This window comes from Lentzea aerocolonigenes (genome assembly GCF_000955955.1).
Lineage (GTDB): Bacteria > Actinomycetota > Actinomycetes > Mycobacteriales > Pseudonocardiaceae > Lentzea > Lentzea aerocolonigenes_A.
Genome location: NZ_JYJG01000276.1, coordinates 19,190 through 34,727, shown reverse-complemented (window position 1 = coordinate 34,727; position 15,538 = coordinate 19,190). Strand labels below are relative to the sequence as shown.

The 15,538-nt window shown below is 68.8% G+C and carries 19 protein-coding genes; 3 read left to right on the top strand and 16 right to left on the bottom strand.

Annotated features, from left to right (window positions below; all coding sequences use genetic code 11):
- Nucleotides 1-29 precede the first annotated feature (29 nt).
- From UK23_RS32005 to UK23_RS31985, 5 genes are all read right to left on the bottom strand, one after another.
- Complete coding sequence (locus UK23_RS32005; RefSeq protein WP_196777971.1) at nt 30-620, bottom strand: MarC family protein; 591 nt, start codon at nt 618-620, stop codon at nt 30-32.
- Nucleotides 621-681: 61 nt separating this feature from the next.
- Nucleotides 682-1,143 carry a hypothetical protein gene (locus UK23_RS32000; RefSeq protein ID WP_045315431.1) on the bottom strand — a complete coding sequence of 154 codons (462 nt, stop codon included), beginning with the start codon at nt 1,141-1,143 and terminating at the stop codon, nt 682-684.
- 48 nt (nt 1,144-1,191) lie between these two features.
- On the bottom strand, nt 1,192-1,713 hold the full coding sequence (locus UK23_RS31995) for a VanZ family protein (protein ID WP_045315430.1): 522 nt from the start codon (nt 1,711-1,713) through the stop codon (nt 1,192-1,194).
- Nucleotides 1,714-1,790: 77 nt separating this feature from the next.
- Nucleotides 1,791-3,980, bottom strand: coding sequence for an FtsX-like permease family protein (locus tag UK23_RS31990; protein ID WP_045315429.1), 2,190 nt, complete (start codon nt 3,978-3,980; stop codon nt 1,791-1,793).
- Nucleotides 3,977-4,651: an ABC transporter ATP-binding protein gene (locus UK23_RS31985; protein WP_045315428.1), complete on the bottom strand. Its 675-nt coding sequence runs from the start codon at nt 4,649-4,651 to the stop codon at nt 3,977-3,979. Before UK23_RS31985 ends, UK23_RS31990 begins: the two co-directional genes overlap by 4 nt.
- Nucleotides 4,652-4,759: 108 nt before the next feature.
- Between UK23_RS31985 and UK23_RS31980 the strand changes: the two genes are divergently transcribed.
- Nucleotides 4,760-5,890 carry a sensor histidine kinase gene (locus tag UK23_RS31980; protein WP_052685244.1) on the top strand — a complete coding sequence of 377 codons (1,131 nt, stop codon included), beginning with the start codon at nt 4,760-4,762 and terminating at the stop codon, nt 5,888-5,890.
- Nucleotides 5,887-6,513, top strand: coding sequence for a response regulator (locus UK23_RS31975; protein ID WP_045315426.1), 627 nt, complete (start codon nt 5,887-5,889; stop codon nt 6,511-6,513). Before UK23_RS31980 ends, UK23_RS31975 begins: the two co-directional genes overlap by 4 nt.
- Here UK23_RS31975 and UK23_RS31970 read toward each other — a convergent pair.
- From UK23_RS31970 to UK23_RS31930, 9 genes are all read right to left on the bottom strand, one after another.
- Nucleotides 6,503-7,723 carry an RNA polymerase sigma factor gene (locus UK23_RS31970; RefSeq protein WP_045315425.1) on the bottom strand — a complete coding sequence of 407 codons (1,221 nt, stop codon included), beginning with the start codon at nt 7,721-7,723 and terminating at the stop codon, nt 6,503-6,505. The two genes, UK23_RS31975 and UK23_RS31970, sit on opposite strands and share 11 nt — an antisense overlap.
- Nucleotides 7,720-8,046: a YciI family protein gene (locus tag UK23_RS31965; RefSeq protein ID WP_045315424.1), complete on the bottom strand. Its 327-nt coding sequence runs from the start codon at nt 8,044-8,046 to the stop codon at nt 7,720-7,722. Before UK23_RS31965 ends, UK23_RS31970 begins: the two co-directional genes overlap by 4 nt.
- A gap of 20 nt (nt 8,047-8,066) precedes the next feature.
- Nucleotides 8,067-8,627, bottom strand: a complete 561-nt coding sequence (locus tag UK23_RS31960) for a dihydrofolate reductase family protein (protein ID WP_045315423.1) — start codon at nt 8,625-8,627, stop codon at nt 8,067-8,069.
- An 89-nt stretch (nt 8,628-8,716) separates the two neighbouring features.
- Complete coding sequence (locus UK23_RS31955) at nt 8,717-9,580, bottom strand: aldehyde dehydrogenase family protein (protein WP_045315422.1); 864 nt, start codon at nt 9,578-9,580, stop codon at nt 8,717-8,719.
- Nucleotides 9,573-11,000, bottom strand: a complete 1,428-nt coding sequence (locus UK23_RS31950; RefSeq protein ID WP_045315421.1) for an aldehyde dehydrogenase family protein — start codon at nt 10,998-11,000, stop codon at nt 9,573-9,575. The genes UK23_RS31955 and UK23_RS31950 overlap by 8 nt, the downstream gene beginning before the upstream one ends.
- Before the next feature lie 4 nt (nt 11,001-11,004).
- On the bottom strand, nt 11,005-11,961 hold the full coding sequence (deoC, locus tag UK23_RS31945) for a deoxyribose-phosphate aldolase (RefSeq protein ID WP_045315420.1): 957 nt from the start codon (nt 11,959-11,961) through the stop codon (nt 11,005-11,007).
- Between the two features lie 100 nt (nt 11,962-12,061).
- Nucleotides 12,062-12,706, bottom strand: a complete 645-nt coding sequence (locus UK23_RS31940; RefSeq protein WP_231114775.1) for a DUF1707 SHOCT-like domain-containing protein — start codon at nt 12,704-12,706, stop codon at nt 12,062-12,064.
- Between the two features lie 19 nt (nt 12,707-12,725).
- Nucleotides 12,726-12,923 (bottom strand): hypothetical protein, encoded by a 198-nt coding sequence (locus UK23_RS31935; RefSeq protein WP_045315419.1) that lies wholly within the window; start codon nt 12,921-12,923, stop codon nt 12,726-12,728.
- A gap of 92 nt (nt 12,924-13,015) precedes the next feature.
- A complete protein-coding gene (locus UK23_RS31930) occupies nt 13,016-13,465 on the bottom strand; it encodes a MarR family winged helix-turn-helix transcriptional regulator (RefSeq protein WP_045315418.1) in 450 nt (149 codons plus the stop codon).
- A gap of 59 nt (nt 13,466-13,524) precedes the next feature.
- Between UK23_RS31930 and UK23_RS31925 the strand changes: the two genes are divergently transcribed.
- Nucleotides 13,525-13,893 (top strand): VOC family protein, encoded by a 369-nt coding sequence (locus tag UK23_RS31925; protein ID WP_045315417.1) that lies wholly within the window; start codon nt 13,525-13,527, stop codon nt 13,891-13,893.
- On the opposite strand, the gene UK23_RS31920 is transcribed toward UK23_RS31925, so the two are convergent.
- A complete protein-coding gene (locus tag UK23_RS31920) occupies nt 13,890-14,882 on the bottom strand; it encodes a Gfo/Idh/MocA family protein (RefSeq protein WP_045315416.1) in 993 nt (330 codons plus the stop codon). The genes UK23_RS31925 and UK23_RS31920 overlap by 4 nt on opposite strands.
- A 34-nt stretch (nt 14,883-14,916) precedes the next feature.
- Nucleotides 14,917-15,528, bottom strand: coding sequence for a maleylpyruvate isomerase family mycothiol-dependent enzyme (locus UK23_RS31915; RefSeq protein WP_045315415.1), 612 nt, complete (start codon nt 15,526-15,528; stop codon nt 14,917-14,919).
- Between the last annotated feature and the right edge of the window lie 10 nt (nt 15,529-15,538).

Genomic DNA, 15,538 nt, shown 5'->3' with positions numbered 1-15,538 from the left:
ATGTGTATAAGAGACAGAACGAAGCACTACTAGGTGCGTTCCAAAATCCCCAGGCTGATCAGACCCTCGACGATCTGGTCGACACCCAGCGCCGCGAGCAGCACGCCGAGCACGCGCGACAGCACCCAGGCGTAGGTCATCTTCACCCAGCGCATCGCGATGCCGAGCAACGCGATCGCGGCCAGGTCCAGCGCGATCACCGCGGCGAACCCGCCGGCCAGCACGAACGTCGTCTCGATCGACTTGGTGTCGGACAGCAGGAACAGGTACGCCAGCGCCACGGGGTTCGCGTAGTAGGCGGTGGCCAGCTCGTGCGTGCCACCCGTCTCGTCGTGCGTCGGCTCTTGCTTGCGGCCGAGCACGAGGTCCAACGCGTGCACGAACAGGATCACGCCGCTGGCCAGGTACAACGAGCCTTCGCTGATGTGGAAGATCGAGAGCAGCAACCGCCCGGCCACCACCACGAACAGGCCGACGCCGAGGGCGATCGCGGTGGAGCTGAGCGCCACCCGCCACCGTGCCCGGGAGTCGGCGCCTTCGGTGTCCATCAGGAACGCCAGCAGGATCTTGGGCGGGCCGACCACGGCGACGAGGATGCTGAAGGCCTCCACGAACTTCATGGCCGCCATGATCGAGCGGGCGGCCCGGCGGCGCGCGTTGCCTCACGCCGCCGGGTGAACGTCAGACCGACGGTGACACGCCGAGCCACCAGCCGTGGCCGTATCCGCTCGCCCTCTCGGCGAGGGCGAAGGTGCCCTGTTGCTGGCTGCGGCCGAAGCAGACCGACCAGGAGTTGGCGCCCACTCCCGACGACGGGCACACCCAGGTCCCCTCCACGACGTCGGTCTGGTTGATCACGCTCATCTGCGCTGTCGTGGAGAACAGGGCGGACCGGTTGTTCCGCACGATCACGGCGCCCTGGTAGTACAGCCCGTTCGCCGATCGCACCGCGCAAACCTGTGCGAGCACACTGGGAGCGATCTGCTCGCTACCGGCACAACGCCAGGTTGCGGTGCTGGTCGTGATCGGGTTCCTGTTGCCGTACGAGACCCAGCTCCCAGCCGCCGCGGAGGCGGGTGCGGCCGTTGCCAGGCTCAGCCCCAGCAACGCGGTGATGACGGCGATCGTTCGTTTTGCGCGCATGCGGCCAGGGTGCGCGAGTGGGCTTGCACGAATTCTGGAATCCGCAGGTCAGCGCACGCCGGCGAGCTCGCGCCGCGGCACCTGCACGGCCTTCACGCGGGCGTAGACCTTCACGGCGGCCAGCGCGCCGAGCCACCCGAGCGCGGTGCCGGTGGTGTTGGTGATCAGGTCGTCCACGTCGAAGATCCGGTTGGCCCACATCAGCTGCGAGCCCTCGATCAGCAGCGAGACGCCGTACCCGATCAGCGCGGCCTGCCCGACCGTCCGGCGGCCCCAGAACATCAGCATCGCGCCCAGCGGCACGAACAGCAGCACGTTCAACGTCATCTGGTCGAACGCGATCTGCCCGTCGCGGAACGTGTCGGCGATCCACTGGAACGGCACGAGCTGCACGGCCTGGCGCGGCGGCACGGTCTGCATCGGCAGGAACGTCGCGGCGAACAGCATGCTCGCGTACGTGGTGATGGTCGCGCTGCGCCACGTGAGCTGACGGAAGAACAGCTGCGGCAGCAGGAAGACGACCGACAGGAAAAGGCCCCACTGGATGCTCGCGAGCTGTGCATTCGTCATGAATCCAAGTTATGAAAATGGCCCTCCGCGCACATCGCGCTGAGGGCCAGTCTCATCCTCGTACTTCCGGCCGAGTGCTACTCGGCCGCGTAATCCCGTGGGCTGATGCCGCGTAGTACCGGACCGCACGCCAGGGCCGCTACCAGCGCAACCACCATCCCGACGCCCACTGGGGCGAGCACCCAAGGCGTCAGCGGCATTTCACCGTGACCCACCAGTCCACGCGCCAGAGTGAGCAATCCGAGGCCTACGACAATGCCCGCGCCGCACGCCGCAATTGTGACCGCGAACACCGGAAGTACCACTTCGCGGCGCAATGCGTGACCCAGCACACGAATTGGAGTTCCGGCGGCGATCAACGCACCGAAAGTGCGCCTGCGGTCGATCACCGACCCGGCTGCCGACACCGCGGCGCCGATGCCGCCGAGCACCGCCGCGATCGACAAGCCGATGATCGTGGCCCGCTCCAGGTCCTCCATCAGCGTGTCGCCGTAGAGCTCCCGCTGCTCGCCGTCCACCAGCCGCACGCCCGGCAGCGTGCCGATCAACGCGGTGTGCACGGCGTCCCGGTTCTCGGGAGTCGTCGGCACGCCGACCATCGTCACGTGGCCCTCCACGCCGGGCAGCAGCTCCGGGTCGATCACCCCGCTGATCCGGCCGGAGCCGCCGAAGGGCCGCGTCTCGTACTCGGCGGGCAGTTTCGCCGTGGTGGTTCCCTTCGACGCCGAGCCCGACTTGAACTGGTCGCCCTCGAGCTTCGAGTGCGCGTACACGGCCGGTCCTGGCTTGCACGACAGGCCGTTCAGAACCCTTGCCACGTCTGCGCACTTGCCGACAAGCACGTACGAGCCGTGGTCAGCGTCCTTTCCGGTGCTCACCGTGCCGTCCAGCATCGTGACGATCGGCGCCGAGGTCTGCAGGCGCAACGGTGTCACGTCGTGCGTCACGTCCTCCGCCACGATCGCGTTCTCGTTCCACGTCGAGTCGCGGTACGGCACCTGACTTTCCAGGCCGGGCAACATGGTCAGCGCCATCGAGCCGGTGAACACCGCGATCACCACACCGGCCGAACCGCGGAACGCCGCCACCGGATCACCGGACAGACGCCGTCCCGCCAGCAGCGTCGACGGCTTGTGCCAGCGCGCGACGAAGAACCGTCCGACCCACGCCGTGACGACCGGTCCGGCCAGCACGAGCGCGAACGCCACCGCGCCGAGTCCCAGCAGCACCACGGTGAACTGGCTGTCGCCGCTGGCCTCCTGCGCGTACATGATCCCGAGGAAGAACACGCCCAGTGCCCCGGCGATCATCAGCAGCCGCCACGACCGGACCTTGCGCTTCTCCTCGGCTGCCAACGGTTTCTGGACCACCCGCCGCAACCCCATGATCGCCGCCGCGATCACCAGCACCGGAGCGAGCACGGCCACCGCGACCACGACCGGGACCGACGGCACGAAGTCGCCCGGATACCAGATGCCGCCCTCCCACGGGATCTTCGCGGTGAGGTGGCTGAACGGTTGCGCCATCAGCACCCCGAGCACGCTGCCGACGACCGCGCCGACCGCTGTCTCGACGGCCGTCATGATCACCACCTGACGCGGGCCGGCACCGGCCAACCGCAATGCAGCCAGACGCCGTTCCCGTTTGGCGGCAGTCAATCGCGCTGCGGAGGCGACCAGCACGAGGCACGGCACGATGAGCACCACGAGCCCGACACGGGTGAGCAGGTAGAGCATGCCGTGGTAGTCGTCGCGGTACGAGCCGGTGCCGCCGGCCAGGCCGTCGGCCTGGAACCCGTTCTCGATCTTGTCGTGCCCGATGAGCGCGACGAGCTCGCCGGGGTACTTCAGCGCTTCCGGCCCCAGTTCACCGATCTGCTTGCCGGGAAAGCGATTCCCGAGCTTCTCGGCGGGTGTGCTGCGCACGAGATCGGACAGCGCGGGGGACAGCAGCACCTCGCCGGCTTCCGGGAACTTCGCGATTCCCTCGGCCACCGCGATGTCGCCCTGTCCGTTGCGCGCGACGTCGAACCGTTCGATGAGCTCGCCGTTGAACGAGTCCTTGTTCATCGCCACGGAGATGGTGCCCTTGTTGGCCTGGCCCATGATGTCGCGCCACGCCGTGCGGTCCGCCCGCGCCTGCAGGCCGTTCGGTGCGGCGACGAGCCACAGCACCAGCGACACCGCGATCATCACGCCGAGCGCGACCAGCACGGTGGCCACCTGGCTGCGCCGGTCCCTGCGCAGCACCGCGAGAGCGATCCTCACGCGGACACCCCCGCGGCGATGCGGCCGTCCTGGATCTCGACGACGCGCAACGCCCGGTCCGCGATCGCCTTGTCGTGCGTGACGATCACGACGGCCGCGTTGGTCTCCTCCGCGGCCTGCAACAACGCGGTCATCATCTCCTGGCCGGTCCGCGTGTCGAGGGCACCGGTCGGTTCGTCCGCGAAGATCACCCGCGGCTGGTGCGCCAACGCCCGCGCGATCGCGACCCGTTGCGCCTGCCCGCCGGACAGCTCGCCCGGCCGCCGCTGCTCCATGCCCTGCAGGCCGAGCCGCGCGAGCCACAGCCTTGCCGCGCCGAGCGACTCCTCACGCGAACGGCCGGCGAGCAGCATCGGCAGGGCGGCGTTCTCCTCGGCGGTGAGCTCGGCGACGAGCATGCCCGACTGGAACACGAACCCGAACGCCGTCCGGCGCAGCTCGCTGCGGCCCGTCTCGTTCAGCTCGCCGATCGCGCGCCCGTCGAGGAACACCTCGCCGCCGTCGGCGCGCAGGATGCCGGACAGGACGTGCAGCAGCGTCGTCTTGCCGGAGCCGGACGGACCGACGACCGCCAGCACGTCCCCGGCGCAGATGTCGATGTCCACCCCGGCGAGCGCGTGCACGTCGCCGTAGGTCTTGACCAGGCCACGAGCGGCCAGAACCGAATTCATGCTTTCAAGGTGCCGCGTGCGTTCCGGGAAAACCTCAGCCTTGACGACACACCGGATCAGCCGGATGACCGAGGCCGGAGGGGTGTGATGGTCCTACCGTTGTCTGCCGTGGACAGTCATCGGGGCCAATGGCCGATCGCCGCCGCTCTCGCGCTGCTGATGCTCGGCGAGCTGGTGCTGATGCGCACACCGGGCAGTGCCGAGGCTCTGGTGTGGCTGCTCAGCGTGCCGCCGTGCATCGCGGCGGTCGCGTCGTTCAAGTCGCGTGCCTTCACCATCCCGGTGACCGTCGTGTCGGTCTTCGCGGCGTCGTTCGTCATCCGGCTCTTCGACGTGAACATGCCGACGATCCTGAGCCCGCTGACCGTGGCCGAGACCGCTGCGTGCCTGGTCCTCACCGCTGTCATCGTGCGAGAAGAGCCCCGGCGCGCCGCCACGTGGTCCGTCGGCTCGCTGATGGCCGTGAGCTTCTTCGCCGCCATCGTCCGGGACAACTGGCTTTCCTCGGCCAACGCCAACGAGATGCTCGGCTCGCTCGTGCTGGGCTTCATGGCGGTCGGCACCGGCCTGTACTTCCGCGCCCGCGACACCGAGAGCGGCCGCCTGATCGCCGCCGCCGTCACCGACGCGCAGAAGGAAGAACGCATCGCGCTGGCCCGCGAGCTGCACGACGTCGTCGCCCACCACGTCACCGGCATGCTCGTGCAGGCCCAGGCCGCGCTGGAGGTCTCGGACGACGACCCGCACGCCGCCCACCGGTTGCTGCCGGGCATCGTCCGATCGGGCACGGAAGCGCTGGGCGCGATGCGGCGCATGGTCGGCACCCTGCGGCAGGGCGAGAACGACGATGCCACGACCGACCTGGCGGCGGACGTCATCTCGGCCGTCGAACGCACCCGTGAGCTGGGCTTCGAGACCCGGCTGCGGATCGACCTGCCCGACGACGTGCCGCCAGAGCTCGGCCGCTCGGTGTTGCGCCTGGTCCAGGAGTCGCTCACCAACGTGCACAAACACGCGGTGTCCCCGACCATGATCGACGTGGAGATCTGCCGCACCACTGGTGGTGCGCTGCGCGTGATCGTCGCGGATGACGGCCGCCCGCACGAGCTGAACCAGGGTGGCTACGGTCTCGTAGGCATGCGTGAGCGGGTCGACCTGCTCGGCGGCCTGTTCTCCGCGGGTCCCCGTGAGAACGGCTGGCAGGTCCTCGCAGAGCTACCCCTGAAAGGGATCAAGTGATCTCAGTTCTCATCGCCGACGACCAGGAGATGGTCCGCGTCGGTTTCCGGATGATCCTGGAGAAGCAGCCGGACATCACGGTGGTCGCGGACGTGCCCGACGGCGTGTCGGCGGTGACCGCGGTCCGCGAGCACAAGCCGGACGTGGCGTTGCTCGACATCCGCATGCCCGGGCTGGACGGCCTGGAGGTCACCAAGAAGATCTCCGGCTCGACCAAGGTCGTCGTGGTGACCACGTTCGACCTGGACGAGTACGTGCACACGGCGTTGGAGAACGGCGCTTCCGGCTTCCTGACCAAGGACGCGGGACCGGCGTTGCTGGTCGAGGCGGTGCGGGCGGCGGCGCAGGGCAACGCGCTGATCTCGCCACAGGTCACCGTGCGGATGCTGGAGCACTTCTCGCGCCCGGCCCAGCGGCCCGACCTGGGACTGCTGACCGCGCGCGAGCAGGACGTCGTGCGGGAGGTGGCGCGCGGGCTCAGCAACCAGGAGATCGCGTCGGAGCTCTTCCTGTCGCTGTCGACGGTGAAGACGCACCTCGCGTCCGTGCAGACGAAGCTGAACGTGAAGAACCGCGTCGGCATCGCCTCGTGGGCCTGGCGAGCGGGCCTGGTCAACTCCTGAGCTGGTCGCGGCGGCGGGTCAGGTAGGCGGTCTCGGCGGTGTTGCCCGCCAGCTCGACGGCCTTGTCGTAGGCCGCGCGCGACTCCTGACTCCGGCCGAGGCGGCGCAGCAGGTCGGCGCGGGTCGCGTGGAAGGCGTGGTAGCCGGTCAGCTGCTCTTCGAGCCGGTCGACGGTGGCCAGCGCCACCTCCGGGCCGTCCAGTTCGGCGACCGCGATGGCCCGGTTGAGAGCGACGACCGGGGACGGGTCGACGCGGACGAGCTGGTCGTAGAGGGCGAGGACCTGCGACCAGTCGGTGTCGCGCATGTCGCGGGCCGAGGTGTGCACGGCGTTGATGGCGGCCAGGATCTGGTAGCGGCCGGGAGCCACCCCGGCAGCCAGGCGCTCGCGCACGAGTTGGTGTCCCTCGGCGATCAGTCGCGTGTCCCAGGCGCCGCGGTCCTGTTCGTCGAGCGCGACCAGCTCACCGCTCGCCGAGACCCTGGCGGTGCGGCGGGCCTCGGTGAGCAGCATCAACGCCAGCAGCCCGGTCACCTCGCCGTTGTCCGGGAGCAGGGTGCGGATCAGGCGAGTCAACCGGATCGCCTCGGCGGTCAGGTCGTGGCGCAGGGGAGCGGTGTCCGGGCCGGTGGCGAGGTAGCCCTCGTTGAACACCAGGAACAGCACGGTGAGCACGCCCGAGACTCGGGTGGGCAGGTCCTGTGCTGAGGGCACGCGGTAGGGGATCCGCGCTGCCTTGATCTTGGCTTTCGCGCGGGTGATCCGTTGTCCCACAGCGCTTTCGGACGCCAGCAGCGCGTTCGCGATCTCGGGCACGGTCAGGCCACCGACCATCCGCAGCGTGAGCGCCACGCGCGCCTCTATCGCGAGCGCCGGGTGGCAGCAGGTGAAGATCAGCCGGAGCCGGTCGTCGTCGAAGATGCTCGGCGGCTCAGGGGAGTCGTGCGTCAACTGAGCCTCCTTGTGCTTGTCGTCGCGCTTGTTCTCCCGGCGGAGGCGGTCGATCGCCTTGCGGTTGGCCGTTGTGGTGAGCCAGGCGCCGGGGTTGGGCGGCACACCGTCGGTGGGCCAGCGTTCGACGGCGGTCGCGAACGCCTCGGCCGCCGCCTCCTCGGCGATGTCGAGGTCACCGAACCGCTTGGTGAGCGACGCGACCACCCTGGCCCATTCCTCCTGGTGCGCCAGGGTGATCGCTTCGTGCGTGCTCATTGGAACGGCCGCACCTCTACCTTGCGGTTGCAGGCCTTCGACCCGTCCGCGGCGAGCTTCAAGGCCACGTCGAGATCGGGCGCCTCGATGACCCAGAAGCCGGCGAGGTACTCCTTGGACTCCAGAAAGGGACCGTCGCTGATGATCGCCGCGTCGTCGCGGTTGTCGATGACGGTGGCCGCGTCCGGTGAGGCGAGACCACCGGCGAAGACCCAGTTGCCCTGCGCCTGAAGACGTTCGTTGAAGATGTCGATCGCGGCGTCCTCGTCCGGCGTCGCCTGCGTGGAGTTCTCGTCGAAGATCACGGAAACCAGGTACTGCATCGGAGCATCCTCCTGGGGCGTCAGGACTGCGCGTGCTGGGGCCGGTAGACCTGGGTGGCCACACCGTTGGAGTCCACTCGGGACTCGATCAGGTCGAGCGCGATGCCGGGGCCTTCGTGCGGGAACAGGCGTGCACCCCGGCCGACGATCACGGGTACGACGATCAGCGTCATCTCGTCGACCAGATCGTGCTCGAGCAGCCACCGGATCAGCGCGCCGCTTCCGTGCACCTGCAGCTCACCGCTCTGCTCGGCCTTGAGGTCCGCGATCGCGGTGGCGTCGGGCAGGAGGATCGTGCCGGACCACGCCGGTTCGGTGAGGGTCGTGGACACCACGTACTTGGGCCGCGAGTTCAACGCTCGCACGACCGGTGCCCAGTCGGGGATGTCCTGCTCGGACGTGGTGCCCCACGAGCCGGCGAAGAACTCGTAGGTGCGGCGGCCGAACAGGAACGCGTCGGCTCGCTCGTAGGTCTGCTTGATGAGGTCGGTCGTGGTGGCGTCGCCCTTGCCGCGAGCCCACCTGCCGTTGTCCTCCATCACGCCGTCGATGCTCACCTGGGTCATGGTTGTCAGCTTCATGACCCTGCTACGAACTGCGTCGGCCCGATCCGACACCCTCTCCAGAAAATCTTCGGAGAAATTCCGGGTGCCGGATCGGGCCGCACTTCTCAGACACCCGTGGGGTGCCAGACCGTCTTCGTTTCGAGGTACGCGCGGATCCGCGACAGGTCGGGAGTGACGGTGAAGTCCTCGTTGACCTTGTTGCGCAGCACGCGCTTCACCGTGCCGGCCGCCGACCGTTCGAGATCGGCCCGCAGCGACTCGGGCGAGCCGGTGAGGTCGAGCGCGTTCACGTCGGCGTGCGACGCGAGCCACGGCGCGATCTCCGCGGTCCGGCCGGTGATGATGTTGACGACACCGCCGGGGACGTCGGAAGTGGCGAGCACCTCGGACAGCGTGATCGCGGGCAGCGGGCGGTCCTGCGACGTGATGACCACGCAGGTGTTGCCCGACGCGATCACCGGCGCGATCACGGACACCAGGCCCAGCAACGACGACTGCTGCGGCGCGAGCACCGCGACCACACCCGTCGGCTCCGGCGTGGAGAACGAGAAGTACGGCCCGGCGACGGGGTTCGAGGACCCCAGCACGGCCGCGATCTTGTCCGTCCAGCCCGCGTACCAGACCCAGCGGTCGATCGCCGCGTCCACAACGGACTGCGCCTTCTTCAGCTGGACGCCTTCGGACTGAGCCACTTCGGTGATGAACTGCTCGCGGCGGCCCTCCAGCACCTCGGCAACCCGGTACAGGACCTGGCCGCGGTTGTAGGCCGTGGCACCGGACCAGCTGCCGAAAGCCTTGCGGGCGGCGGTGACCGCGTCCCGGGCGTCCTTGCGGGAGCCCTGCGCGGCGTTCGCGAGGAAGCCGCCCTTCGAGTCGCTCACCGGGTAGCTGCGACCCGACTCGGAACGCGGGAACGCGCCGCCGATGTAGAGCTTGTAGGTCTTCGCGACCGTGACGCGATCAGACATCGAGGTAGGCCTCCAGACCGGTGCGGCCGCCCTCACGGCCGAAGCCCGACTCCTGGTACCCGCCGAACGGCGCGGCCGGGTCGAAGCGGTTGAACGTGTTGGACCACACCACGCCGGCGCGCATCCGTTGCGCCATCCAGAGAATCCGCGAGCCCTTCTCCGTCCAGACACCCGCGGACAGGCCGTACGGCGTGTTGTTCGCCTTGGCCACGGCCTCCTCCGGCGTGCGGAACGTCAGCACGGACAGCACCGGGCCGAAGATCTCCTCGCGGGCGATGCGCATCGCCTGCGACACGTTGGAGAACACCGTGGGCGCGAAGAAGAAACCCTTGTCCGGCAACGGGCACGACGACGTCCACCGCTGGGCGCCCTCGGCCTCGCCCGACTCGGTCAGCTCCTTGATCTTGACGAGCTGCTCACGCGAGTTGATCGCGCCGACGTCGGTGTTCTTGTCCAGCGGGTCGCCGACGCGCAGGGTGTTGATCCTGGTCTGCAGCTTGGCCAGCAACTCGTCCGCGATCGATTCCTGCACCAGCAGACGGCTTCCGGCACAGCAGACGTGGCCCTGGTTGAAGAAGATGCCGTTGACGATGCCCTCGACGGCCTGGTCGAGCGGTGCGTCGTCGAACACCACGTTCGCGGCCTTGCCACCCAGTTCCAGCGTCAGCTTCTTGCCGGTGCCCGCGAGCTTGCCCTGGATGATCTTGCCGACCTCGGTCGACCCGGTGAACGCCACCTTGTTCACGTCACCGTGCTCGGTGATCGCCGCACCGACGTCACCGGCGCCGGGGATGATGTTGACGACACCCGGCGGCAGGTCGCACTGCTGGATGATCTCGGCCAGCACCAGCGCGGTCAGCGGCGTGGTCTCGGCCGGCTTCAAGACAACCGTGTTGCCGCACGCGAGCGCGGGCGCGATCTTCCACGCGGCCATCAGCAGCGGGAAGTTCCACGGGATCACCTGTCCCGCAACGCCGAGCGGCTTCGGGTCCGGCCCGTAGCCCGCATAGCCGAGCTTGTCCGCCCAGCCGGCGTGGTAGAAGAAGTGCGCCGCCGCCGTGGGCACGTCGACGTCGCGCGACTCCTTGATCGGCTTGCCGTTGTCGAGCGACTCCAGCACCGCGAGCTCACGCGCGCGTTCCTGGATCTGCCGCGCGATCCGGTAGATGTACTTGGCCCGCTCACTGCCGGGCATCTTCGACCAGACGCGGTCGTAGGCGCGTCGAGCCGCCTTGACCGCTGTGTCCACATCGGACGCAGATGCCGTCGAGACCTCCGCGAGCACCTCTTCGGTGGCCGGGTTGATGGTCTTGAGCGGTTCGCCGGAGCCCTCGACGAACTTGCCGTCGACGAACATCCGGTAGTTCGGCTTGAGGTTCGCGATGTCCCGCGACTCGGGCGCGGGGGCGTATTCCCACATGTCTTCAGTCCACCGTCACGTAGTCCGGGCCGCTGTAGTGGCCGTCCAACTGGGTCCGCCGCTGCATGAGCAGGTCGTTGAGCAACGTCGAGGCGCCGAACCGGAACAGGTGCGGGTCGAGCCACTCGGGCCCGGCCACCTCGTGCACCGCCACCAGGTACTTGATCGCGTCCTTGGTGGTCCGGATGCCGCCGGCGGGCTTCACCCCGCGCAGCTCACCGGTCTGGTTCTTCCAGTCCCGCACGGCCTGCAACATCACGTGCGTGACCGGCAACGTCGCGGCGGGCTGCACCTTGCCGGTCGACGTCTTGATGAAGTCACCACCCGCCAGCAGGGCGAGCCACGACGCGCGGCGGACGTTGTCGTACGTCACGAGCTCGCCGGTCTCGAGGATGACCTTGAGATGCGCGTCCCCGCACGCCTGTTTGACCTTGACGATCTCCTCGAACACCTCGCCGTAGCGGCCGCTCAGGAACGCACCCCGGTCGATCACCATGTCGACCTCGGTCGCGCCCTGCTCGACGGCGAACCTCGTGTCGGCCAGCTTGATGTCCATCGTGCTGCGCCCACTGGGGAACGCCGTCGCGACGCTGGCGATGTTGATCCCGGTGCCCTGCAGCTCGTCGGCCGCGGTCCTGACCATGTCCGGGTAGACGCACACCGCCGCGACCTTCGGCACGTCAGGCCGCTCGGGGTCGGGCCGCTTCGCCTTGGCGGCGAGGCTGCGCACCTTGCCGTGCGTGTCCGCGCCTTCCAGCGTGGTCAGGTCGACCATGCTGATCGCCAGGTCGATGGCATGCAGCTTGGAGGCCTTCTTGATGCTCCGCGTGCCGAGGCCCGCGGCTCGTTGCTCGACGCCGACCTGGTCGACGCCGGGGAGCCCGTGCAGGAAACGCCGCAGCGACGATTCGTCGCGCACGGCGTCAGCCAGGGCCGACGGCAGTGTCGTTGGAGCAGCCATGACCAGGAGTCTAGGCGGAATGGGACGCCCGTCCTAAGTGAGGAAGTTCGCGCTGATCAGAGGTCAGATCAACCCCTCGCGAGGAACTCCGCCGGCGGCCTCAGTCGAGGAGCTCGCGCAGGATCTGGGACTTCTTCTTCTTGGGCCCCTTGACCTCGACCCCGCCCATGATCGCGAGCCCGGTGATCCGCACGGTCGGCGCGCCGGGAATGTGCGGCCGCCCGGGCACCCGGTCCTCGAACGCCCCCATGAACCCGAACCCGTCCACCTTCACGTTGATGTCGTCGGGCACCCGGATCTCGACACCACCCCAGAACGCGAACACGCTGATCGTGACCTCGGCTTCGGCGAAACGCGCGTTGGTCAGGTCGAGGTCGACACCGCCCATGACCGCGACGGCGTTGTGCAGGCGTGGAACCACCCAGCTGCCCTTGCGGTTCACCCCGGACCAGAAGGCCACGGACACCGCGCTGCCCGGCTCGCCACCGATGCGGCCGCTCACGGCCGGCTGGTACTGCGGCACGACCTGGGGCTGCGGCATTCCGCTGAGCACCAGGTCGGCGGTGATGGGCACGAGCTCGCCGTAGGTCTTCGCGGCGTAGACGGCCACGAGCCGCTCGTCCAGTTCGTGGATGTCGAGGCGGCCCTCGGCGGTCGCCTTGTGCAGCACCTGCGCGATCCGTTCCCGGTCCGCGTCGGAAGCGCGCAGATGGCTCTGGTCAGCGGGTACCAGCTCGTCGCTCACCCGATCGAGTTTAGAACCCTCACTTGCGGTTCGGTGCGTACTTCACCGTGATCGCAAATGCCAGCACCAGCAGTGCTCCGAGCGCCGCAGCGAGCGCCGGGCTGTGGTCCCAGAGCAGCGGAAGCAGGCCGATCACCACCGCCAGTGACGCCGACACACCCAAGATGACCAGCGGGGATTCACACAACTGCTGGACGGGCTTCTGTTCGATCGTCACCGCTCGTACCTCCGCGTCTCAACTGGATACGAGACACTTCGGAGTCGCTTTGTCGTTTCTTTACTCCCGGATCGGGTTGCGCGGACCCCTGATCAGGTGGTCTCGGTCAGATTCCGGGCACAGACCGCGAGAGTGGCGAGCAACTCCTTCTGCCGTGCGGGACTCAGGCCCGCGCACATGCGCACCTCGACGGCGTGGACCGCGGTGCTGGCCGCCTGGAGTTGCGCACGGCCGGCGGGAGTCAGCTCGGCGGGGAGCTGCCGCCCGTGTGCCGCCTCCGCGGGCCGGATCACCAGGCCGCGTGCTTCCAGGCCCTGCAGCACGACGTTCATCGACTGGCGGGTGACGAACGCGCCGCGCGCGAGGTCCGCGTTCGACAGGCCGGGGCGCTGGCCCAGCAGTTCGAGGCAGGCGTACTGCGGCACCGTGAGGTTCAGCGGTCGCAGGGACGCGTCCATCGCGCCGCGCAACGCCGAAGCCGCCTCCTTGAGGACGTACCCGACCGCGGTGTCCAGCGGGCCGACGGTCTCACCCTTGTGCATGTAAGGATTTTGACATACGGTCGGTGATGTCAGGACTTTGACATCGAAGAGGAGCAGCAATGACCGTCACCGGACCCGACTTCATCGCTCTGCAGGTGCGCGACCTCGACCGCGCCGCGACCTTCTACGAGGACCGCCTCGGGCTGCGCCGAGCCCCGGTGAGCCCGCCCGGCGCGGTGGTGTTCGCGACCGCGCCCGTGCCGTTCGCGGTGCGGGAACCGTTGCCGGGACTGGATCTCGACGCGGTCGACCGGCCCGGCGTGGGGGTCGCGCTGTGGTTGCACGCCGAGGACGCCCAGGCGTTGCACGACGATCTGGATGCCGCCGGGGTGCCGATCGTCGCGCCGCCGTTCGACAGCCCGTTCGGGCGGACGTTCACCTTCGCCGACCCGGACGGTTACGCCGTCACGGTGCACGACAAGCGTTAAGGCGTCGGCTGACGCAACGGCAGCCCGGCCGCCCGGTAGATCGAGTCGATCACGGTCATGTTCTTCACCGCGTCGCCGGCCGTCGTCGGGAACGGCTTGCCGTTCAGCACCGCGTCGGTGAACGCGTCGAGCTGGTAGGCGTAGGTCGCGCGCTTGCCGAACGTCTCGGTGGACGTGCGTCCCTTGAGCTTCAACGACAACCGGTGCAACGTCTGCGGCCCGAGCGGGTTGAACACGCTCAGTGTGCCGTTCTCGCCGATGGCCTTCATCGACAGCTTGAGCACCGTCGACGACCACAGCGACGCGTGCACGGAACCCAGGTGCCCAGAAGGGAAACGCAACTCGGCGCGCATCGCCCGGTCGATCGAGGGACCGCGCAGCAACGCCGTCGCCGACCGCACCTCGGGCTCCTCGCCGCCCAGCAGGCGCGCCATGTGCACGGCGTAGCAGCCCGCGTCCATCATCGCGCCGCCCGCGAGCGAGTAGTCGTAGCGGATGTTGGAGAACAACGGCAGCGGGAAGCACACGTTGGCCTCGACGTGCCGCAACGGCCCCAGCACGCCGGAGCGCATGATCTCGTCGACGCGCATCGCCAGCGGGTGGTAGCGGTAGTGGAACGCCTCCATCACCACGAGCCCGGAAGCACTGGCAGCCGCAGCCACCTCGGCGGCTTCCGCGGCGTTGGCGGTGAACGGCTTCTCGCACAGCACGTGCTTGCCGGCCGCCAGCGCCGCCAGCGTCCACTTGCCGTGCAGACCGTTGGGCAGCGGGTTGTAGACGGCGTCGACCGCGGGATCCGCCAGCAGGTCCTCATACGAGCCGTGCACGCGCGCAATGCCGTGCTTGTCGGCGAAGGCCTGGGCTTTGTCGGCCGATCGCGCGGCCACCGCCACCACTTCGGCGACGGTGGAGGAGCGGGCCGGGCGGATGACGGCGGCCGGCGCGATCGTGGCCGCGCCGAGGACTCCGATACGCACGTGGTCTGTCACGCGGCCGACCCTACACCCACTTAGTTAACGGTGTTCACTCGACTAGATCGGTTGCGCGGGAGGGGAAGAACGGGATCTGTTCGATCGGCGCCGGGCCGGACCAGTTCCACGACTCCATCTGGCGGCGCGAACGCCTGCCGAAGAACGCGCGCCACAGCTCGTAACCGTCGACCTCCAGCGTGATCGGGCCGTCTCCCAGCGCGCCGAACCCGGTCTTCACCGTCACGTCGGTCAGCCTGCGCGGCGCCATCCACACCAGCGTCGGCTGCCACACCGCGTCCGGCAGGCGTTCGCGGCCGAGTGCGGCGCGCAGGTCGGCCTCGTGCGTGATCGCGTCCATGGCGAGCGGGAACGGAATCCGCTCCATCGCGTCGATGCGCGTGCTGGTCTCGTTCCACTGCTCCAGCAGGTCGTCCGCCGGGACGCCCGCGCGCTCGGCGACGTGCCGCGCGGTCCACTCGCCGGACGGCGCGCCCTCCATGCGGCCGTTCACGAAGTCGGACGCTCCGCCGGCCAGGTGCGCCATGAGCTGGTGCACGGTCCACTCAGGACACGCGGGCACCACGCGACCGAGCTCCTCGGCGCTCAGGCCCATCGTCAGGCCGACGATGCGCTGACGTGCCTCGCGGTAGATCTCTTCGAACACCCGTGGCTCC